Here is a 14,549-nt window from a genome sequence, read left to right on the forward strand (position 1 = left end):
TCCGGCTGCGGCGCACCACATGCAACGGACCACTGGCACAAGAAGAGAATGCGTTTGAACCAGACACCACGCCTGCCCGCACTCACCCGCATGGGCACCCTGTTCGCGCTCGCCATGCTGGCGGTGCACCCCGCCGGCGCACAGCGCCCCGCCCAGTCGGATATCTTGCGCGACACGGTTGCCGCGCAGGCTGCCGGTGCCGGTCTTGCGGCCGCACCCGCCGCGCCGCGCAGCGGCAGCCGCACCGTGCAAATCCCCCTCAAGCAACTCGGCGCCGACGCCCCGTTCCAGTTGCGCGGGGTGGACGCCATCAACGGCGTGCCATTCTCGATCCGGGCCGACGAAGTGGTGACCGCGGCCAGGCTCAAGCTGCGCTATACGTACTCGCCCGCGCTGATCCCGTCGCTCTCGCACATCAACGTCATGGTCAATGGCGAGGTCGCTGCCACCGTGCCGGTGCCCAGGGAAACCGCGGGCACCAGCCTGGAGCGCGACCTCACCATCTCGCCGCGCCTGATCACCGAGTTCAACCGGCTCAACCTGCAGCTGATCGGCCACTACACCACTGAGTGCGAGGACCCATTCCACTCCAGCCTGTGGGCCACTGTGGGCAACAGCAGCATGCTGGAGCTGACGCTCGCGCCAGTGGCACTGGCCAATGAACTCTCGCTGCTGCCGCTGCCGTTCTTCGACCGCCGCGACGTGGGCCGCCTCAGGCTGCCCTTCGTGTTCGCGGGCCAGCCCTCGGCCGCCACGCTGGAAGCCGCCGGCGCGGTGTCGTCGTGGTTCGGCGCGCTGGCCGGCTATCGCGGGGCGTCGTTTGCCGCCGCCCTCAACCAGGTGCCCGCCAGCGGCAACGCAGTGGTGTTTGTCACCAACGACGAAAAGCCGGCCGGCGTGGCGGTGCCGGCCATCAACGGCCCGGCGCTCGCGGTGGTGCCCAATCCCGGCGATGCCAACGCCAAGTTGCTGCTGGTGATGGGCCGCGACAGCGCCGAGCTCAAGACCGCCGCGCGCGCACTTACGCTGGGCGCACGCGCACTCTCCGGCCAGAGCGCCACCATCAGCAAGCTCGACGAGGGCGCGCCGCGCGTGCCCTATGACGCGCCCAACTGGATCCGCAGCGACCGCCCGGTTCGTTTCGGTGAACTCGTCGAGGTGCGCGACCTCAACGTCTCGGGCTACAGCCCCGACCTGGTGCGCGTGAACTTCCGCCTGCCGCCGGACCTATTCGGCTGGCGCAGCAAGGGCATCCCGATCGAACTGAAGTACCGCTACACACCGCGCCCGGCGCTGGACAAGTCCACGCTCAACATCAACGTCAACCAGCAGTTCCTGCGCGCCTACGCCCTGCGCCCGGTCAAGAACCCGGACGGCCGCGCCAGCCAGCTGCTGGCCAAGGTGTTGCCGGACGGCTCGGTGCCGGTGGATGAGCGTATCGAGCTGCCACTGTTCATGCTGCCCGCGCAGTCGCAGCTGCAGTTCCATTTCTACTACGACTATCTCAAGCAAGGCGCCTGCAAGGACGTGCTGATCGACAACGTCAAGGGCGCCATCGATCCCGACTCCACCATCGACGTCTCCGGCCTGCCGCACTTTATCGCGCTGCCGGATCTGGCGGTGTTCGGCAACAGCGGCTTCCCCTTCACGCGCCTGGCCGACCTCGCCGAGACCGCGGTGATCCTTCCGGACAAGCCCGGCGCCGAGGACTACTCCGCCTATCTCACGCTGATGGGCCGCATGGGCGAATCCACCGGCCACCCCGCCACCGGCGTGGCGGTGGCCGGCGCGGCCCAGGTCGGGAAGATGGCCGCGCGCGACCTGCTGGTGATCGGCACCACGCAGAACCAGCCGCTCTTCACCCAGTGGGCCGCGCGCATGCCGGTCTCGCTGGCGGGCAATGAAAAACACTTTGCGCTGACCGACATCGTCTCCACCGTGATGGGCTGGTGGAACGGCGCCGACGGTACGCGCAACCGTCCCGTGGAGACGCGCCTGTCGCTCACCAGCGTCAGCACGGACGCCGTGCTCAGCGGCTTCGAGTCGCCGCTGGCGCCCGGGCGCAGCGTGGTGGCGCTGGCCAGCAATGCGCCCCAGGGCCTGCTGGCGATGACCGAGGTGCTGCTTGATCCCGAGCAGGTGAAGCGCGTGCAGGGCAGCCTGGCGCTGGTGCACGGCAAGGAGGTCGAGAGCCTGGCGGCGCAGCAGAACTACCATGTGGGCAAGCTGCCGCCGTGGACCTATGCGCAGTGGTGGCTGTCGCGGCGGTCGCTGACCATGGTGCCGATGATCGGCGGCGCCGCGCTGTTGCTGGCGGCCTTGCTGTTCGTCTCGTTGCGCGCGCGTGCCAACCGGCGCAAGCGGGGAGAACCCACGTGAACGTCAACCAGCCGCGCCGCCGCTGGCTGGCGCGCCTGCCGGGGCTTGGCGCGATGGCCCGGCTCGCACCGCTGGCCGCCCTGCCGGCGCTGGGAGGCTGGCCGACGCTGGCGGGCGCCGCTGCGCCCTCCTCCTGCCCCTGGCCGCTGTACCAGCACTTCCTGTCGTCCTTCGTGCAGGCCGACGGCCGCGTGCTGGACCCGTCCACGCGCGAGCAGCACAGCACCTCCGAGGGCCAGTCCTACGGCATGGTGTTCGCGCTGATCGCCAATGACCGCGCCACATTCGACCGCCTCTGGCAATGGAGCATCGCCAACCTCGGCGCGGGCAGCCTGCAGGACAAGCTGCCGGCCTGGCAATGGGGCCATCGCACCGACGGTTCGTGGGGCGTGATCGACGCCAACTCCGCCTCGGACGCCGATCTGTGGTTTGCCTTCGCGCTGTTCGAGGCGGCCCGCGTGTGGCGCCAGCCGCGCTATGCCGGGCAGGCGCGCGCACTGCTGAAGCTGGTGGCGCGCGAGGAAGTGGTGTCGCTGCCGGGCTTCGGTGCCATGTTGCTGCCGGGGCCGCAGGGCTTTGCCGAAGGCAAGGAAGACGGCGCGCGCCAGTGGCGCCTCAACGCCAGCTACCTGCCGGTGCCGTTGCTGCGCCGGTTGGCCGGCGGCGATCCGTCCGGGCCGTGGGGCACGCTTGCCACGCAGGCCGGGCGCCTGGTCGAGGCAGTGGCGAGACAGGGCATCGTGCCCGACTGGTCGGCATACCGCACCGACCAGGGCGGCATGGGTTTCCTTACCGACCCCGTCAACGGCGACGTGAGCAGCTATGACGCGATCCGGGTCTACCTGTGGGCCGGCATGACGCCGCGTGGCGATGCCGCCGGGCGTGTGCTGATGAAGGTGATGGCGCCGCAGGCGCAGCGCATGGTGGGGCGCGCCGCCCCGCCCGAGCGCATGCACGCCGGCAGCGGCGCGCTCGAGGGCGAAGGCCCGGCCGGCTTTTCCGCCGCGCTGGTGCCCTTCCTGCAGGCGGCCGGATCGCCGGCCGCCGCGGCGCAGCGCGCGCGCGCCGAGGCCATGCTCGGCGCGGCAGCCGCGGGCAAGCCCGCCGCCACGTATTACGACACCGTATTGGGACTATTCGGCCTCGGCTTTGCCGAAGGCCGCTACCGGTTCGCCCTTTCGGGGCAACTCGAGCTGGAGTGGGAGAAAGAATGCCGAACCGCAAGCGCCCGGCCATGAACGGACGCGCGACCATTTCCCTGCGGGCGCCACGCGCCAGGCAACTGCGCGCGAAAACGCTCGTGCTGAGCCTGCTGACCGCATTCACCGCAGCCGCCGCCGCCCAGGAGGACCCGGTCAAACTGCTGGTGGACCAGGGCAAGTACTGGCAGCAACGCGGCCGCAGCGACCGCGCCGCCGAAGCGTGGCAGAAAATCCTGCGCCTCAATCCCAACCAGCCCGAGGCGCTGTACGGAATGGGCGTGGCCGAGGCCGAGTCGGGCCGTGCCGATGCGGCGCGCTCCTACCTCGAGCGGCTCCAGAAAGCCCAGCCCGGCTCGTCTCAGGTGGCGCGTCTGACGCAGCTTATCACCAGCGGCGGCACCGGCCAGCAGCTCGAGCAGGCGCGCCAGCTCGCACGCAGCGGCCAGAGCGAGGAAGCGGTCAAGCGCTACCAGCAGGCCGCCGGCGGCGCCGCGCCGCAAGGCAACCTCGCGCTCGAGTATTACCAGACCCTGGGCGGCACCGCGCAAGGCTGGGAAGAGGCCCGCAAGGGCCTGGAGCAGCTCGCGCGCGCCAATCCGTCCGACCACCGCGCCCAGCTCGCCCTGGCCCAGCACCTGACCTACCGCGAATCCACCCGGCGCGAAGGCATCCGCGGGCTCGAAGCGCTCAGCAAGAGCCCCGACGTGGCGGGTCAGGCGCGCGAGAACTGGCGCCGCGCGTTGACCTGGTTGGGCGGGCGCCCGGCCGATGCGCCGCTGTACCAGGCGTGGCTGGCCAGCCATCCCGACGATGCCACCATCCGCGCGAAGCTCGATGCCGTCAGGATCCAGCCGCAGCCACAGCAGGATGGCGCGCGCGTGTCCGGCGCCAGCGTGAGCCCGGTGCGCCAGCTTGTGCAGCAGGGCTTCGACGCCCTCGACGCGGGCAATCTCGAACGCGCCGGCGAGCGCTTCCAGAGCGCCCTGGCGCAACACGCCGACGATGCCGACGCGCTCGGCGGCATGGGCGTGCTGCGGCTCAAGCAGGAGAAGTTCGCCGAGGCGGTGGACTATTTCGAGCAGGCCACCAGGCGCGGCGCGGGCGGCCGCTACCGTGCAGCGCAGAACAGCGCCACCTACTGGTTGCTCTCCGAGCAGGCCAGCGCAGCGCGCAACACCGGCAACCGCGCCGAAGCGCGCCGCCTGCTCGAACGTGCCATCAAGCTGGACGCGCGCGAGCCCTCCGCTCAGGTCGCCCTGGCCGACCTGATGGCCGAGGAAGGCCAGTACGCGCAGGCCGAGGCCGTCTACCGCCGCGTGCTCAAACAGCATCCGGACAATCCCGACGCCACGCGCGGGCTGGTGGGCGTGCTGTCGGCGCAGAACAAGAGCGCAGAAGCGCTGGCCATGGTGCAGAACCTCACGCCGGCCCAGCAGGAGAAGGTCGGCTCGCTCGGCAAGCTGCGCGCCGACGAAGCGCGTGCCCAGGCGCGTGCCGCCCTGAAGCGTGGCGACACCGCCGGCGCGCGCCGCGCGCTCGAAGACGCCATGGCAGCCGATCCCACCAACCCGTGGGTACGCCTGGACGCGGCGCGCGCCTTTGCCTCGGTGGGCCAGAAGGAGCAGGCGCGCGGCATCATGGACGGCCTGCTGCTGTCCAACCCCGACATGCCGGACGCACTCTACGCCAGCGCCCTGCTGTCGGCCGAGACCGGCGACTGGCAAGGCGGGCTCGATGCGCTCGAACGGATCCCGCCGCAGAACCGCACGCGCGACATGGGCACGCTGCAGCGTCGCCTGTGGGTGCACGCCGAGGCCGCGCGCGCCGGCGAGTTGGCCGCGGCCGGCCAGCAGCGCGCCGCGCTGGCCGTGCTGCAGGAGGCTGAGCGCTATGCCCAGCAGGATGCCGACCAGCTTGGCGCGCTGGCACTGGCCTACGCCGATGCCGGCGACGAGGTGCGCGCGCTGTCGCTGATGCGCAGCGTGATGAGCCGCACGCCGCGCGCGGACGTCGGCATGCAGCTGCAGTACGCCGCCATCCTGCTCAAGACCAGGCAGGACGTAGAGCTGGCCGGCGTGCTGCGCCAGCTGGCGGGCGCCAGCATGAGCCAGCCCCAGCGGCGCGACTACGACGATGTGCGCGTGGCCTATATCGTGCGCCAGGCCGATGCGCTGACCGAAGCCGGCGACCTGGTCGCGGCCTACGACACGCTGGCCCCGGCGCTGTCCGAGCGCCCCGGCAACGGCGCCGTGCGCGCGAGCCTGGCGCGCATGTACGCGCAGGCCGGCGAGAACAAGAAGGCGCTCGCGCTGTATGAAAGCGTGCTGGAGAAAGACCCGCGCAACCTGGACCTGATGCTGGCCGCAATCGGTACCGCCGCCGCCGCCAAGGAGTTCAGCTGGGCCGAAGGCACCTTGCAGATGGCGCTGGCGCAGGCGCCTAAGTCGCCCAAAGTGCTGACCGCCGCCGGCCGCCTCTACCGCGCGCAGGGCAAGACGTCGCGCGCGGCCGACTATTTCCGCGCCGCGGTGGCGGCAGAGAGCGCCGCCGGGGCCGCGCCCGGCGCCCGCCCTGACGCCTCTGGCTTCGACCGCGTCCCTGCCAACCCCTTTGTCGGCCTGCCGGGCCAACGCGGCAGTTCGCAACTGCCGCCCCCGGGCTCGCCGGCACCCTACGTGGCCGTGCCGGCGCCGACCGCAGCAGCAGCCCTGCCCCCGCCGGTGATGATGCATACCAGCGCGCAGGCCTACGGCCAGCCGTATATCCCCGCGCCCCTCGGCACGGCGCCGGCCGCGGGCGCATTGGCCATCCAGCCGCAGGCCTACTACCCGCAGCCGGCCAGCGCATCGCCGCGCGCGCCGGCCGCCAGCAGTGCCACGCGCGGCAAGAGCACGAAGGTCGTGGCGGCTGCGCCTGCCTATCCTGTTGCGCAGGCGCAGCAGCCGGCCGGGCAGTATCCGGCGCCGTTTCCGAATGCGGCGCCGTACCAGGCGCCACCATACCCGGCACCGCAATACCCCGCTGCCCAGACAGTGGCCGCAGCCGACGGCTACGGCGCCGCATCCGCCGTGCCGGCCCGCCAGCCGCTCGGCGCCCAGTCGCGCGCGCCGTGGTTGGCCGACACCGATTCGCAGGCCAACCCGACCGGTCCCAGGACAGCCCAGCAGGAACTTCAGGAAATCGAGTCCCAGCGTACCGCCACGCTCGCGGGCGGCCCCATGCTGCGCGGGCGCAACGGCGATTCCGGCATGAGCCAGCTCACCGAGTTGCAGGTCACGGCGGAGGCCAAGATGGCGGCGGGCAACGGCAAGCTGGTGGCACGCGTGACGCCGGTGGCGCTGGATGCCGGTTCGGTCGGCGGCGACTTCAACAACGCCTCGCGCTTTGGCGGCGGTCCGCTGGCTTATGGCGTGAACGGCGCGGCGGTCAACCTGAACGGCAGCCCGCTGAAATCCGCTTCGGCGGGCACGCAGAACGCCTTTGGGGTGGCGCTCGGCGTAGCCTACGAATCCGACCGTTTCAATGCCGACCTGGGCAGCACGCCGCTGGGCTTTCGCTACACCGACGTCAACGCCGGTGCGCGCCTGAACCTGCCGCTGACCCAGCGCACCACGCTGTCGCTCGGTGCTTCGCGCCGGCCAGTGACAGACAGCCTGTTGTCCTACGCAGGCGTGCGCGACGAGCGCACGGGCCAGCAATGGGGCGGCGTGATGAACAGCAGCGCGCGCGCGGACGTCGGCTGGGACGACGGACTCTTCGGCATCTACGGCTACGGCGGCTATGGCCTGCTGACCGGCCACGACGTCAAGCGCAACACGCGCTGGGAAGGCGGCGGCGGCTTCTACCTGCGCGTGATCGACACCCCAGACCAGCGCCTGATGAGCGGTGTGAACTTTACCTCGATGGGGTATGCGGAGAACTTGCGCTACTTCACCTTCGGCCAGGGCGGGTACTTCAGCCCGCAGACCTACTTCGCGGTCACGGTGCCGCTCTCGCTGTCGGGCCGCACCGGGCGGCTGGCCTACAACGTGCGCGGCGCGCTCGGGGTGCAGGCGTTCAGCGAGGATGACTCCAACTACTTCCCGACTGACGCGGCGGCCCAGTCGGCGGCCAATGCCGCGGTGGCCACCGCCAACAGCAAGGGCCTGACCAACGCGACCAGCGCAGTCTACCCGGGCCAGTCCAAGACCGGCCTGGCCTACAACCTGGTCGGCTCGATCGAATACCAGGCGGCGCAGCAACTCTATGTGGGCGGCCTGGTGGGCATCGACAACGCACGAGACTATCGCCAATGGTATGCCGGCGTCTACGTACGTTATGCGCTGCAGCGCCAGACCGGACTGATCGCGTTCCCGCCGGTGCCGCCGCAATCCGCGGTGGGCCCGCTGCCGTTCTGATTGCGCCGCGTGGCCGGCGCGGCGTCAATGATCGGAAAGCAGGCGCAGCCGGACAGACGGCTGCGGCGGGTGCTCAGGCCTCGGGATGGCCGCGGTGGGGAGCCATTCGAGTCCGGGGCAATCACCTGGAATCCCCTACTTCGAAGGGATCGACATAGCCGACGAGTCGGTAGAATCAGGTTGCAGCGCACAATAAACGCTTGCGGTTCGAGCGTGGGCCGCTCAAGACAAGGCCTGTGCGCACACATTCACGAGCGGAGGTTGCAGATGAAATTTCCATCCCTCTTGATATTCGTGCTGGTTGCCGGGGGCGCCAATGCCGGCCAGCGTCTGGGTGTGGCCAGCTACGGCCAGACTGGTGGCACGCAGTACGGTGGTGCCAGCTACGGCTCTGGCCAAATGCAAAGCTACTCCGCGGGTGGCGTGAACGCCGATATTGGGAGGCGCTATAGCGGCACAACAGGCGGTTCCCAGTTTGGAGACACATCGTCTGAAAGAAGCGGAATGACAAATTCCCAGCCGCGTTCACCATCTCTGTACCCGTCCACGGGCAGTTCAACACTCCAGCAGCCAAAGGCTCCGAAATGAAGAGGCCGCCCGGCGACTCCGGCCCCGATCTGCCTTGACCTCCTGCGCTTCATCGCGGCATATGCCGTCGTGCTGTATCAGCTTGCCCCAGCCGCCACCGCAGCAGCCTCCCCCGATTACCTTGAATGCAGTTTCTTTTGGCTGCGCTAAGCTGCGGCAGCTTCTCTCCCCAAAGAGACCATGTGGAACGCAATCAGCGATGTCGGCGATGCCGCATTGACGCTACCAGTCGCCATTTCATGCGCAGTCTGGCTGGGAGTATCAGCTCCCGGCCTGGCCATCCGCTGGATACTGCTTCTGTCGGCCGGCATGGCACTCACCGGCATCACTAAAGTCCTGTACGCCGGATGCGGGTTCGAGATTTCCTCGATCGGATTTCGCATGATCAGCGGGCATACGACCTTGTCGACTGCGGTCTGGACCGTCGCCATTGCACTCCTTTCCCGGGGCATGGGAGGCAACGCGGGCATCGGCGCCATCGCCGGCTTGCTTGTCGGCCTGCTGACTGCTGTCGCCAGGGTCTTCGATCACGCGCACACGGTTCCCGAAGTCATCGCGGGCTGGCTTTTGGGCGCTGCAATTGGCGCGCTCTTTGTTCGCGCTTTCACGCGCTCTGAATTCAGACCATTTCGACCGGTTGCCGCCGCGGCTGCGCTCATCCTCGTCACCACCGCGGCGTATGGAAACCACGCGCCCTTCCAGACCATGATCGAGGCACATTCACGAGGTCTATGCGCACGTTCATTCTCCGCAGTTTCGGCCGCACGCTAACGTCAAGTGGGGAGGGACTCGAGGTCGAACCCATTCGCTTGCAGTCCCTTACTCAGGGGGGATCGGCCCAGCTGACGAGTAGGTAGAATCAAGTTGCAGCGCACAATAAACCAGGAATGCGCTTCGCTCAGGGTCAATCTCACCGGTAAGCCGCGATGCTCTATTTGCTAGCGTTCGTCGCCTTCGAGGCGGCATGGTTCGTTCCATTCCGCATCGTGTTCAGGTCTGCGCGATTCAGCGCGCTATATGCCTATCTTTCCTTGATCCCGATTCTTGGGCCGCTGATCTGTATCTGGATACTCGCCGCGCGACCATGGCCGCTCAAGAGCAAGGTTGTGCGCACGTATTCTTGAAAGGGAAAGCCCCCCGAAGGCCTTGGCGAAGGGGAAGCCGCTGGTGCGGAGAACCTGGACTTCAGCGCCAGGAAGAAGGCGCCGGGATAGGCCAGCCCAAATCGTGCCCGCATGCTTTCGAGCCTGCCTTATGCAAAATTCCGACAACTGCTCGATGCGAAATGCCACCGGGCTGGCATCGAACTGCTACGTCGCGCGACGGGGCTGGAGCGTGCATGCTGCCGCATCGGTCGTAACTGCGCGCCGCAGGCAGAAGTTGTTGGCTGAGCCAGCGTAACGACGGATCAGGGTGATGGCAAAGCCGATCATTGATAACGAGTTGTGGAAGCAGCTGATTGAACCACTAAACATTCAGAAGGAACACAGGATATGGACAACCGCGTTACCAAAGCCGTCTTCCCCGTCGCGGGACTGGGCACCCGCTTCCTCCCCGCCACCAAGGCGAGTCCCAAGGAAATGCTGCCTGTCGTCGACAAGCCACTGATCCAGTACGCCGTGGAAGAAGCCATGGCCGCCGGCATTACCGAGATGATCTTTGTCACGGGCCGCTCCAAGCGCGCCATCGAGGACCATTTCGACAAGGCCTACGAACTGGAAGTGGAGCTCGAGGCCAAGAACAAGCAGGCGCTGCTGGACGCGGTCCGTTCTATCAAGCCGGCCAACGTCGAGTGCTTCTATGTGCGCCAGCCCGAAGCACTGGGCCTGGGCCACGCGGTGCTGTGCGCAGCCAAACTTGTCGGCGACGCGCCTTTTGCCATCATGCTGGCCGATGACCTGATCGACGGCAATCCGCCGGTGATGAAGCAGATGGTCGACATCTACAACCACTACAACTGCTCGGTGCTGGGGGTGGAAGAGATCGCGTCGGAGCAGAGCCGCTCCTATGGCGTAGTCGACGGACGCGAATGGGACGAGGGCGTCATCAAGATGTCCGGCATCGTGGAAAAGCCCGCGCCGGAAGATGCTCCCTCCAACCTGGGCGTGGTCGGCCGCTATATCCTGACGCCGCGCATCTTCGACCACCTGCGGCAGCTCAAGCCGGGCGCCGGAGGCGAGTTCCAGCTCACCGACGCCATCCAGTCACTGCTCGGCCAGGAGCAGGTGCTGGCCTACCGTTACCAGGGCACGCGCTACGACTGCGGCAACAAGCTTGGCTACTTGAAGGCCACTGTCGAGTACGCGCTGAAGCACCCGGAAGTCGGCCCCGACTTCCGCCGCTACCTGGGGCGGGGTGACCATCATCAGGCTGACAGTGTGGTTGCCTGACGAAGCTGCCTGCCATTGAGTTTGGTGAGGGGGCCCCCCCTCACCCCTCTCACCACCGTCCGTGCGGCTCCGCATACGGCGGTTCACAAACAAGACTGCAAGCGTCGCTGTGTATCCAGCGGCGATGCCAGCCCCCTTACAGTCACGATTCGATACAAAGGGCGCGCGGATCCCGGTCTGCTTCTGCAGCGTCTTCGGAAACACGGCGACTCTTCAGGCGGCTGTGCATAGCCTCGCATTGCTTCAACATCGTTGCCCTGTGCGCCTCTGCTGGGCTGGCAATGCCGGCCTCGGTGGCAACGCGCAGATATGCTTGCCGGAAGACTACGGCCACGGTCACGATGAGCGTACCGATGCCCAAGGCTCGAACTGCAAGCCAGGTGTATTGCGACATAGCGAAATTGGCTTGGTGACAAACAGGAATCAACACTACTACTTGGCCACGCTACTCGCGCCTCCCAGCCATCCTATGTCTGTTGAAAGAGAAGGACCCAGTCTGGATCTCGATTTCAGAACCCGGAGAAGCGAATGCCGATCGAGCCGTAGCCGTAGTACCGGTCCAGCTTGCCCGCGGTCGTGGCGTTATAGAGGAACGGGATGGTGCCGACGAAGTTGTACAGCGACGCCTGGCCGCGCAGGAACACCTCCACGTTCTTCACTACCGCATACGATAGCTCCAGCCCCAGCGTATGGTTCGAGCGAATCGGCGAGTAGCCATAGGTTTTCGCGCGGTCATCGACATTGCTACGCAGCAGGTATTGGAACTGGTAGCCCAGCCGCGCGGCGAAGTTCTCGTACTTCCAGCGCCATGAGCCGCCCAGGTTCAGGTAGCCGGCCGTGTAGTTGAAATCGTCGTTGAAATTGATCCCGAACTGGCTGGCGTCGACTGCGAACGAGGCCGACTGGAGGGTGGCATTGCCAGCGCGGCACGGTGCGGCCAGCGCGCCGTTGGCGATATTGTCAGAGCCGATGGCGACGTTGAAATTGCAATTGCCCCGCTGCAGCCCGGCATTGAGGTTCCCGATGGTCACACGGCTGATCCCGAGCCCGACGAAACCCGTGAGCTGGTTGCGCTCGGTCAGCTCGCCCGAGAAGATGACGTCGGCCTGGCCCTGGACGTCATTCGCGTTGTTCACCGTCAGGCTGTTGAAGGTCGTGTTGCGAACCGTGACCGGCGTCGAGCGGTTCAGGCTGCCGGAGTGGTCTCCCCATAGCGAGAAGCGCACCATGATGCGATCGCGCGCGCCAGGCTCTGCCAGCGGGTCGTAGTGCATGGCCAACATCCAGCTGTCGATCTGGTTATGGTCTTGTCCGTAATCGATACCGCGGCGCCAGTAGGTGGCCGACCCCGACCAGTACGGCGAGAACTTGTAGCCCAGCATCAGCTTGCCACCGCGATAGTCGCCGGCGTTGTCCGACACGGGGCCCTGCTGCCCGCGCAGGTTGAAGACATCCACGGTGCGATTGACCATGTCGTAGCTGGCCTCCACCCGCACCGAGGTGAACTCGCCCGTGGCGGGCTCGGCCTGCATGAATACATCGTCCGGCGCGGCGCTGGCCGCGCCCGCGCACGACAGGCCCAGCACCAGCGCGCAGGCTTGATCCAGCCGGCGCTTGCGAAACAGCTGCATAGAAAACTCCGAGGCTGCGGGGCAAGCCTCATTCGTGGTGCATCCACAGGGACTCGATGCAGACACAAAAAGAACCCGGCCACCCATGGCATTGCCCTGAGGCATGCGTCCGGATGACCGGGGGCATGGCCTTCCCCATCCTGGCGGAAGGCAGCACTACGCGCCGGTCACTGGTTGAGCGTAACCGTAGTCTTGAGGCCGTCGCCGGTCACCTTGGCCGCGTCAGTCCTCACCGACGCCGTCTTGGCGTTCTCCACGCTGCCGTCCACCAGCGCACCCAGCTTCACGTCCTTGCCGCTAATACCTGTCAGCGCAAACGTCACGGGGAACGTGCTGGGCGACTTCGGCGTGAGGGCGTCAACCTGCGCCTGGCTCAGCGCGCCGGCAGACTTGAGCTTGCCAAGGAACACCGTGAACGGGAGGTTCAGCGAACCGCCGTTGGCGCTGTCGAACAGGTTGTCCGCGACGCCATTGGTCAGGCTTGCGGCAGCCGACACGTTGCCGCTGATCTCGAACGAATAAGTCGTGTTGGCCGGCACCACCACATCCACCAGTTGCGACCCGTTGAACGTCAGCGTCACGTTCTCGATGATGACGTCGACCTGGTTGCCGCCGTAGGTATAGCTCAGGCCAGCGCGCACTTGCGACGGGCCGCCATTAAAGGCATCACCATTCTGCGTCAGCGCGACCTTGATCGAGCTCAGCGTGCCGCCCGTGACCGAGATCGAGTCGGTGATCGGGTAAGCCTGGCCGTTGATCGTCAGGTTGGACAGCAGGACGTAGTTGGTCAGCTTGACTGCGTTCGCCACCTCGTTGATCGCGGTGCTGTTCACCGCGCTGCCCAGGTCCGCGGATGCCTGCTGGATCTCGGTGGTATTGCCGGTCGACACGGCGTCGCCGAGTGCGGCCAGCTTAGTCGCGTTCGACGCATCGGTCAGCGCGGCCGGCGTTATAGCCTTGACCAGCGCCGTGGTCGTCGTGGTCTGTGCGCTCTCGGTCACGACGTTGATCGACCCGCTCGCCTTCAGCTTCGACAACGTTTCGGCCGGGCTGCTGCTCAGCGCGATGTCGTCCAGCGCTGTGCTCACGCTCGACACCTGGCTCGTGATCAGCGGGGCGGTCAGTGCGGCCACGTTGGCTGCCACGGCGGCAATGTTCGACTGCAGGCTCGCGGGCAGGCCGCTCTGGGCGTTCTGCACAGCGCCCGACACCACGCTCGTCACCAGCCCGCTGCTGGCCAGGTCAGCCGTGCCCGACGCGCCGGCCACGGCGGTGGCGACCGCCTTGGCAGCCGCTGCGGCCGCAGCCTCGGCGGTCAGCGTGCCACCCGTGGCCAGGCCCGTCAGCGTCTTGGCGACCTGGTCGACCAGTTGCTGTACCACGACCGCCGCCCTGAGCGTGGCTGCGTCCTGCATCGGGTCCAGCGTGGCCAGGTCCTTGCCTGCCAGGCCGAGCTTCGCCGCCAGTGCAGCTGCCTGAGTCGGGCCGAGTTGCGCAACCAGCGTGGTCAGCGGCGAGATCACCGGTGTCACGCCCTCCTTGTATGTCACCGCCGGTGCCTGCAGCACCCCGGTGAACGGCTGGTTAGTACCGATATCGGTGCCGCCGGTCACCTTAAGCGCGCTCGTGGTGCAACCTGCAGGGAAGGTGAAGTCGCCGGTTGCATTCGTCGTCGTGGTCTTGTTGCTGCAATCGAGGAAGGTGACCGTCGCGCCAGACAGGTAGAAGTCCACCGCCTTGCCGCTCACGGTGACAGAAGGCTGGGACGGCGTCGGCGAATCGTCGCCGCCACCGCAAGCAACAAGCGTTGCCGCGGCGGCAGCCATGATGCCGAGGGTGAAGATGTTCCGGGTTTTGGTTTGCACGCTTCTCTCTCCTGAGATCGATACTTCGGTACGTCGATACATGGTGGGTAATCCTGCGACGGAATACTGCCGCACACAGTCTCCGGCGCCCTACGCT

General features: G+C 67.2%; 8 protein-coding genes. 5 read left to right on the forward strand and 3 right to left on the reverse strand.

Annotation, left to right across the window (positions count from 1 at the left end):
* The first annotated feature begins 48 nt into the window (after positions 1-48).
* The 5 genes from bcsB to galU all read left to right on the forward strand — a co-directional run bounded on the left by bcsB (position 49) and on the right by galU (position 10,956).
* Positions 49-2,379, forward strand: coding sequence for a cellulose biosynthesis cyclic di-GMP-binding regulatory protein BcsB (gene bcsB / locus KB879_RS12025; RefSeq protein WP_211981423.1), 2,331 nt, complete (start codon positions 49-51; stop codon positions 2,377-2,379).
* Positions 2,376-3,617 (forward strand): cellulose synthase complex periplasmic endoglucanase BcsZ, encoded by a 1,242-nt coding sequence (gene bcsZ, locus KB879_RS12030; RefSeq protein WP_211981431.1) that lies wholly within the window; start codon positions 2,376-2,378, stop codon positions 3,615-3,617. The genes bcsB and bcsZ overlap by 4 nt, the downstream gene beginning before the upstream one ends.
* The gene (locus KB879_RS12035) at positions 3,590-7,978 is read left to right on the forward strand and encodes a cellulose biosynthesis protein BcsC (RefSeq protein ID WP_211981440.1); all 4,389 of its coding nucleotides are present in this window, start codon (positions 3,590-3,592) and stop codon (positions 7,976-7,978) included. The genes bcsZ and KB879_RS12035 overlap by 28 nt, the downstream gene beginning before the upstream one ends.
* Before the next feature lie 768 nt (positions 7,979-8,746).
* The gene (locus KB879_RS12040; protein WP_211981443.1) at positions 8,747-9,337 is read left to right on the forward strand and encodes a phosphatase PAP2 family protein; all 591 of its coding nucleotides are present in this window, start codon (positions 8,747-8,749) and stop codon (positions 9,335-9,337) included.
* Between the two features lie 722 nt (positions 9,338-10,059).
* On the forward strand, positions 10,060-10,956 hold the full coding sequence (galU, locus tag KB879_RS12045) for a UTP--glucose-1-phosphate uridylyltransferase GalU (RefSeq protein ID WP_211981445.1): 897 nt from the start codon (positions 10,060-10,062) through the stop codon (positions 10,954-10,956).
* Positions 10,957-11,098: 142 nt separating this feature from the next.
* Here galU and KB879_RS12050 read toward each other — a convergent pair whose 3' ends face one another.
* The 3 genes from KB879_RS12050 to KB879_RS12060 form a co-directional block, all read right to left on the reverse strand.
* Positions 11,099-11,350: a hypothetical protein gene (locus KB879_RS12050; protein ID WP_211981447.1), complete on the reverse strand. Its 252-nt coding sequence runs from the start codon at positions 11,348-11,350 to the stop codon at positions 11,099-11,101.
* A 115-nt stretch (positions 11,351-11,465) separates the two neighbouring features.
* Positions 11,466-12,587, reverse strand: coding sequence for a hypothetical protein (locus tag KB879_RS12055; protein WP_211981449.1), 1,122 nt, complete (start codon positions 12,585-12,587; stop codon positions 11,466-11,468).
* A gap of 167 nt (positions 12,588-12,754) precedes the next feature.
* Positions 12,755-14,452: a hypothetical protein gene (locus KB879_RS12060; RefSeq protein WP_211981452.1), complete on the reverse strand. Its 1,698-nt coding sequence runs from the start codon at positions 14,450-14,452 to the stop codon at positions 12,755-12,757.
* Positions 14,453-14,549: the final 97 nt, after the last annotated feature.

Origin of the sequence: Cupriavidus sp. KK10, assembly GCF_018223725.1 — a bacterium.
Taxonomy (GTDB): Bacteria; Pseudomonadota; Gammaproteobacteria; order Burkholderiales; family Burkholderiaceae; genus Cupriavidus; species Cupriavidus necator.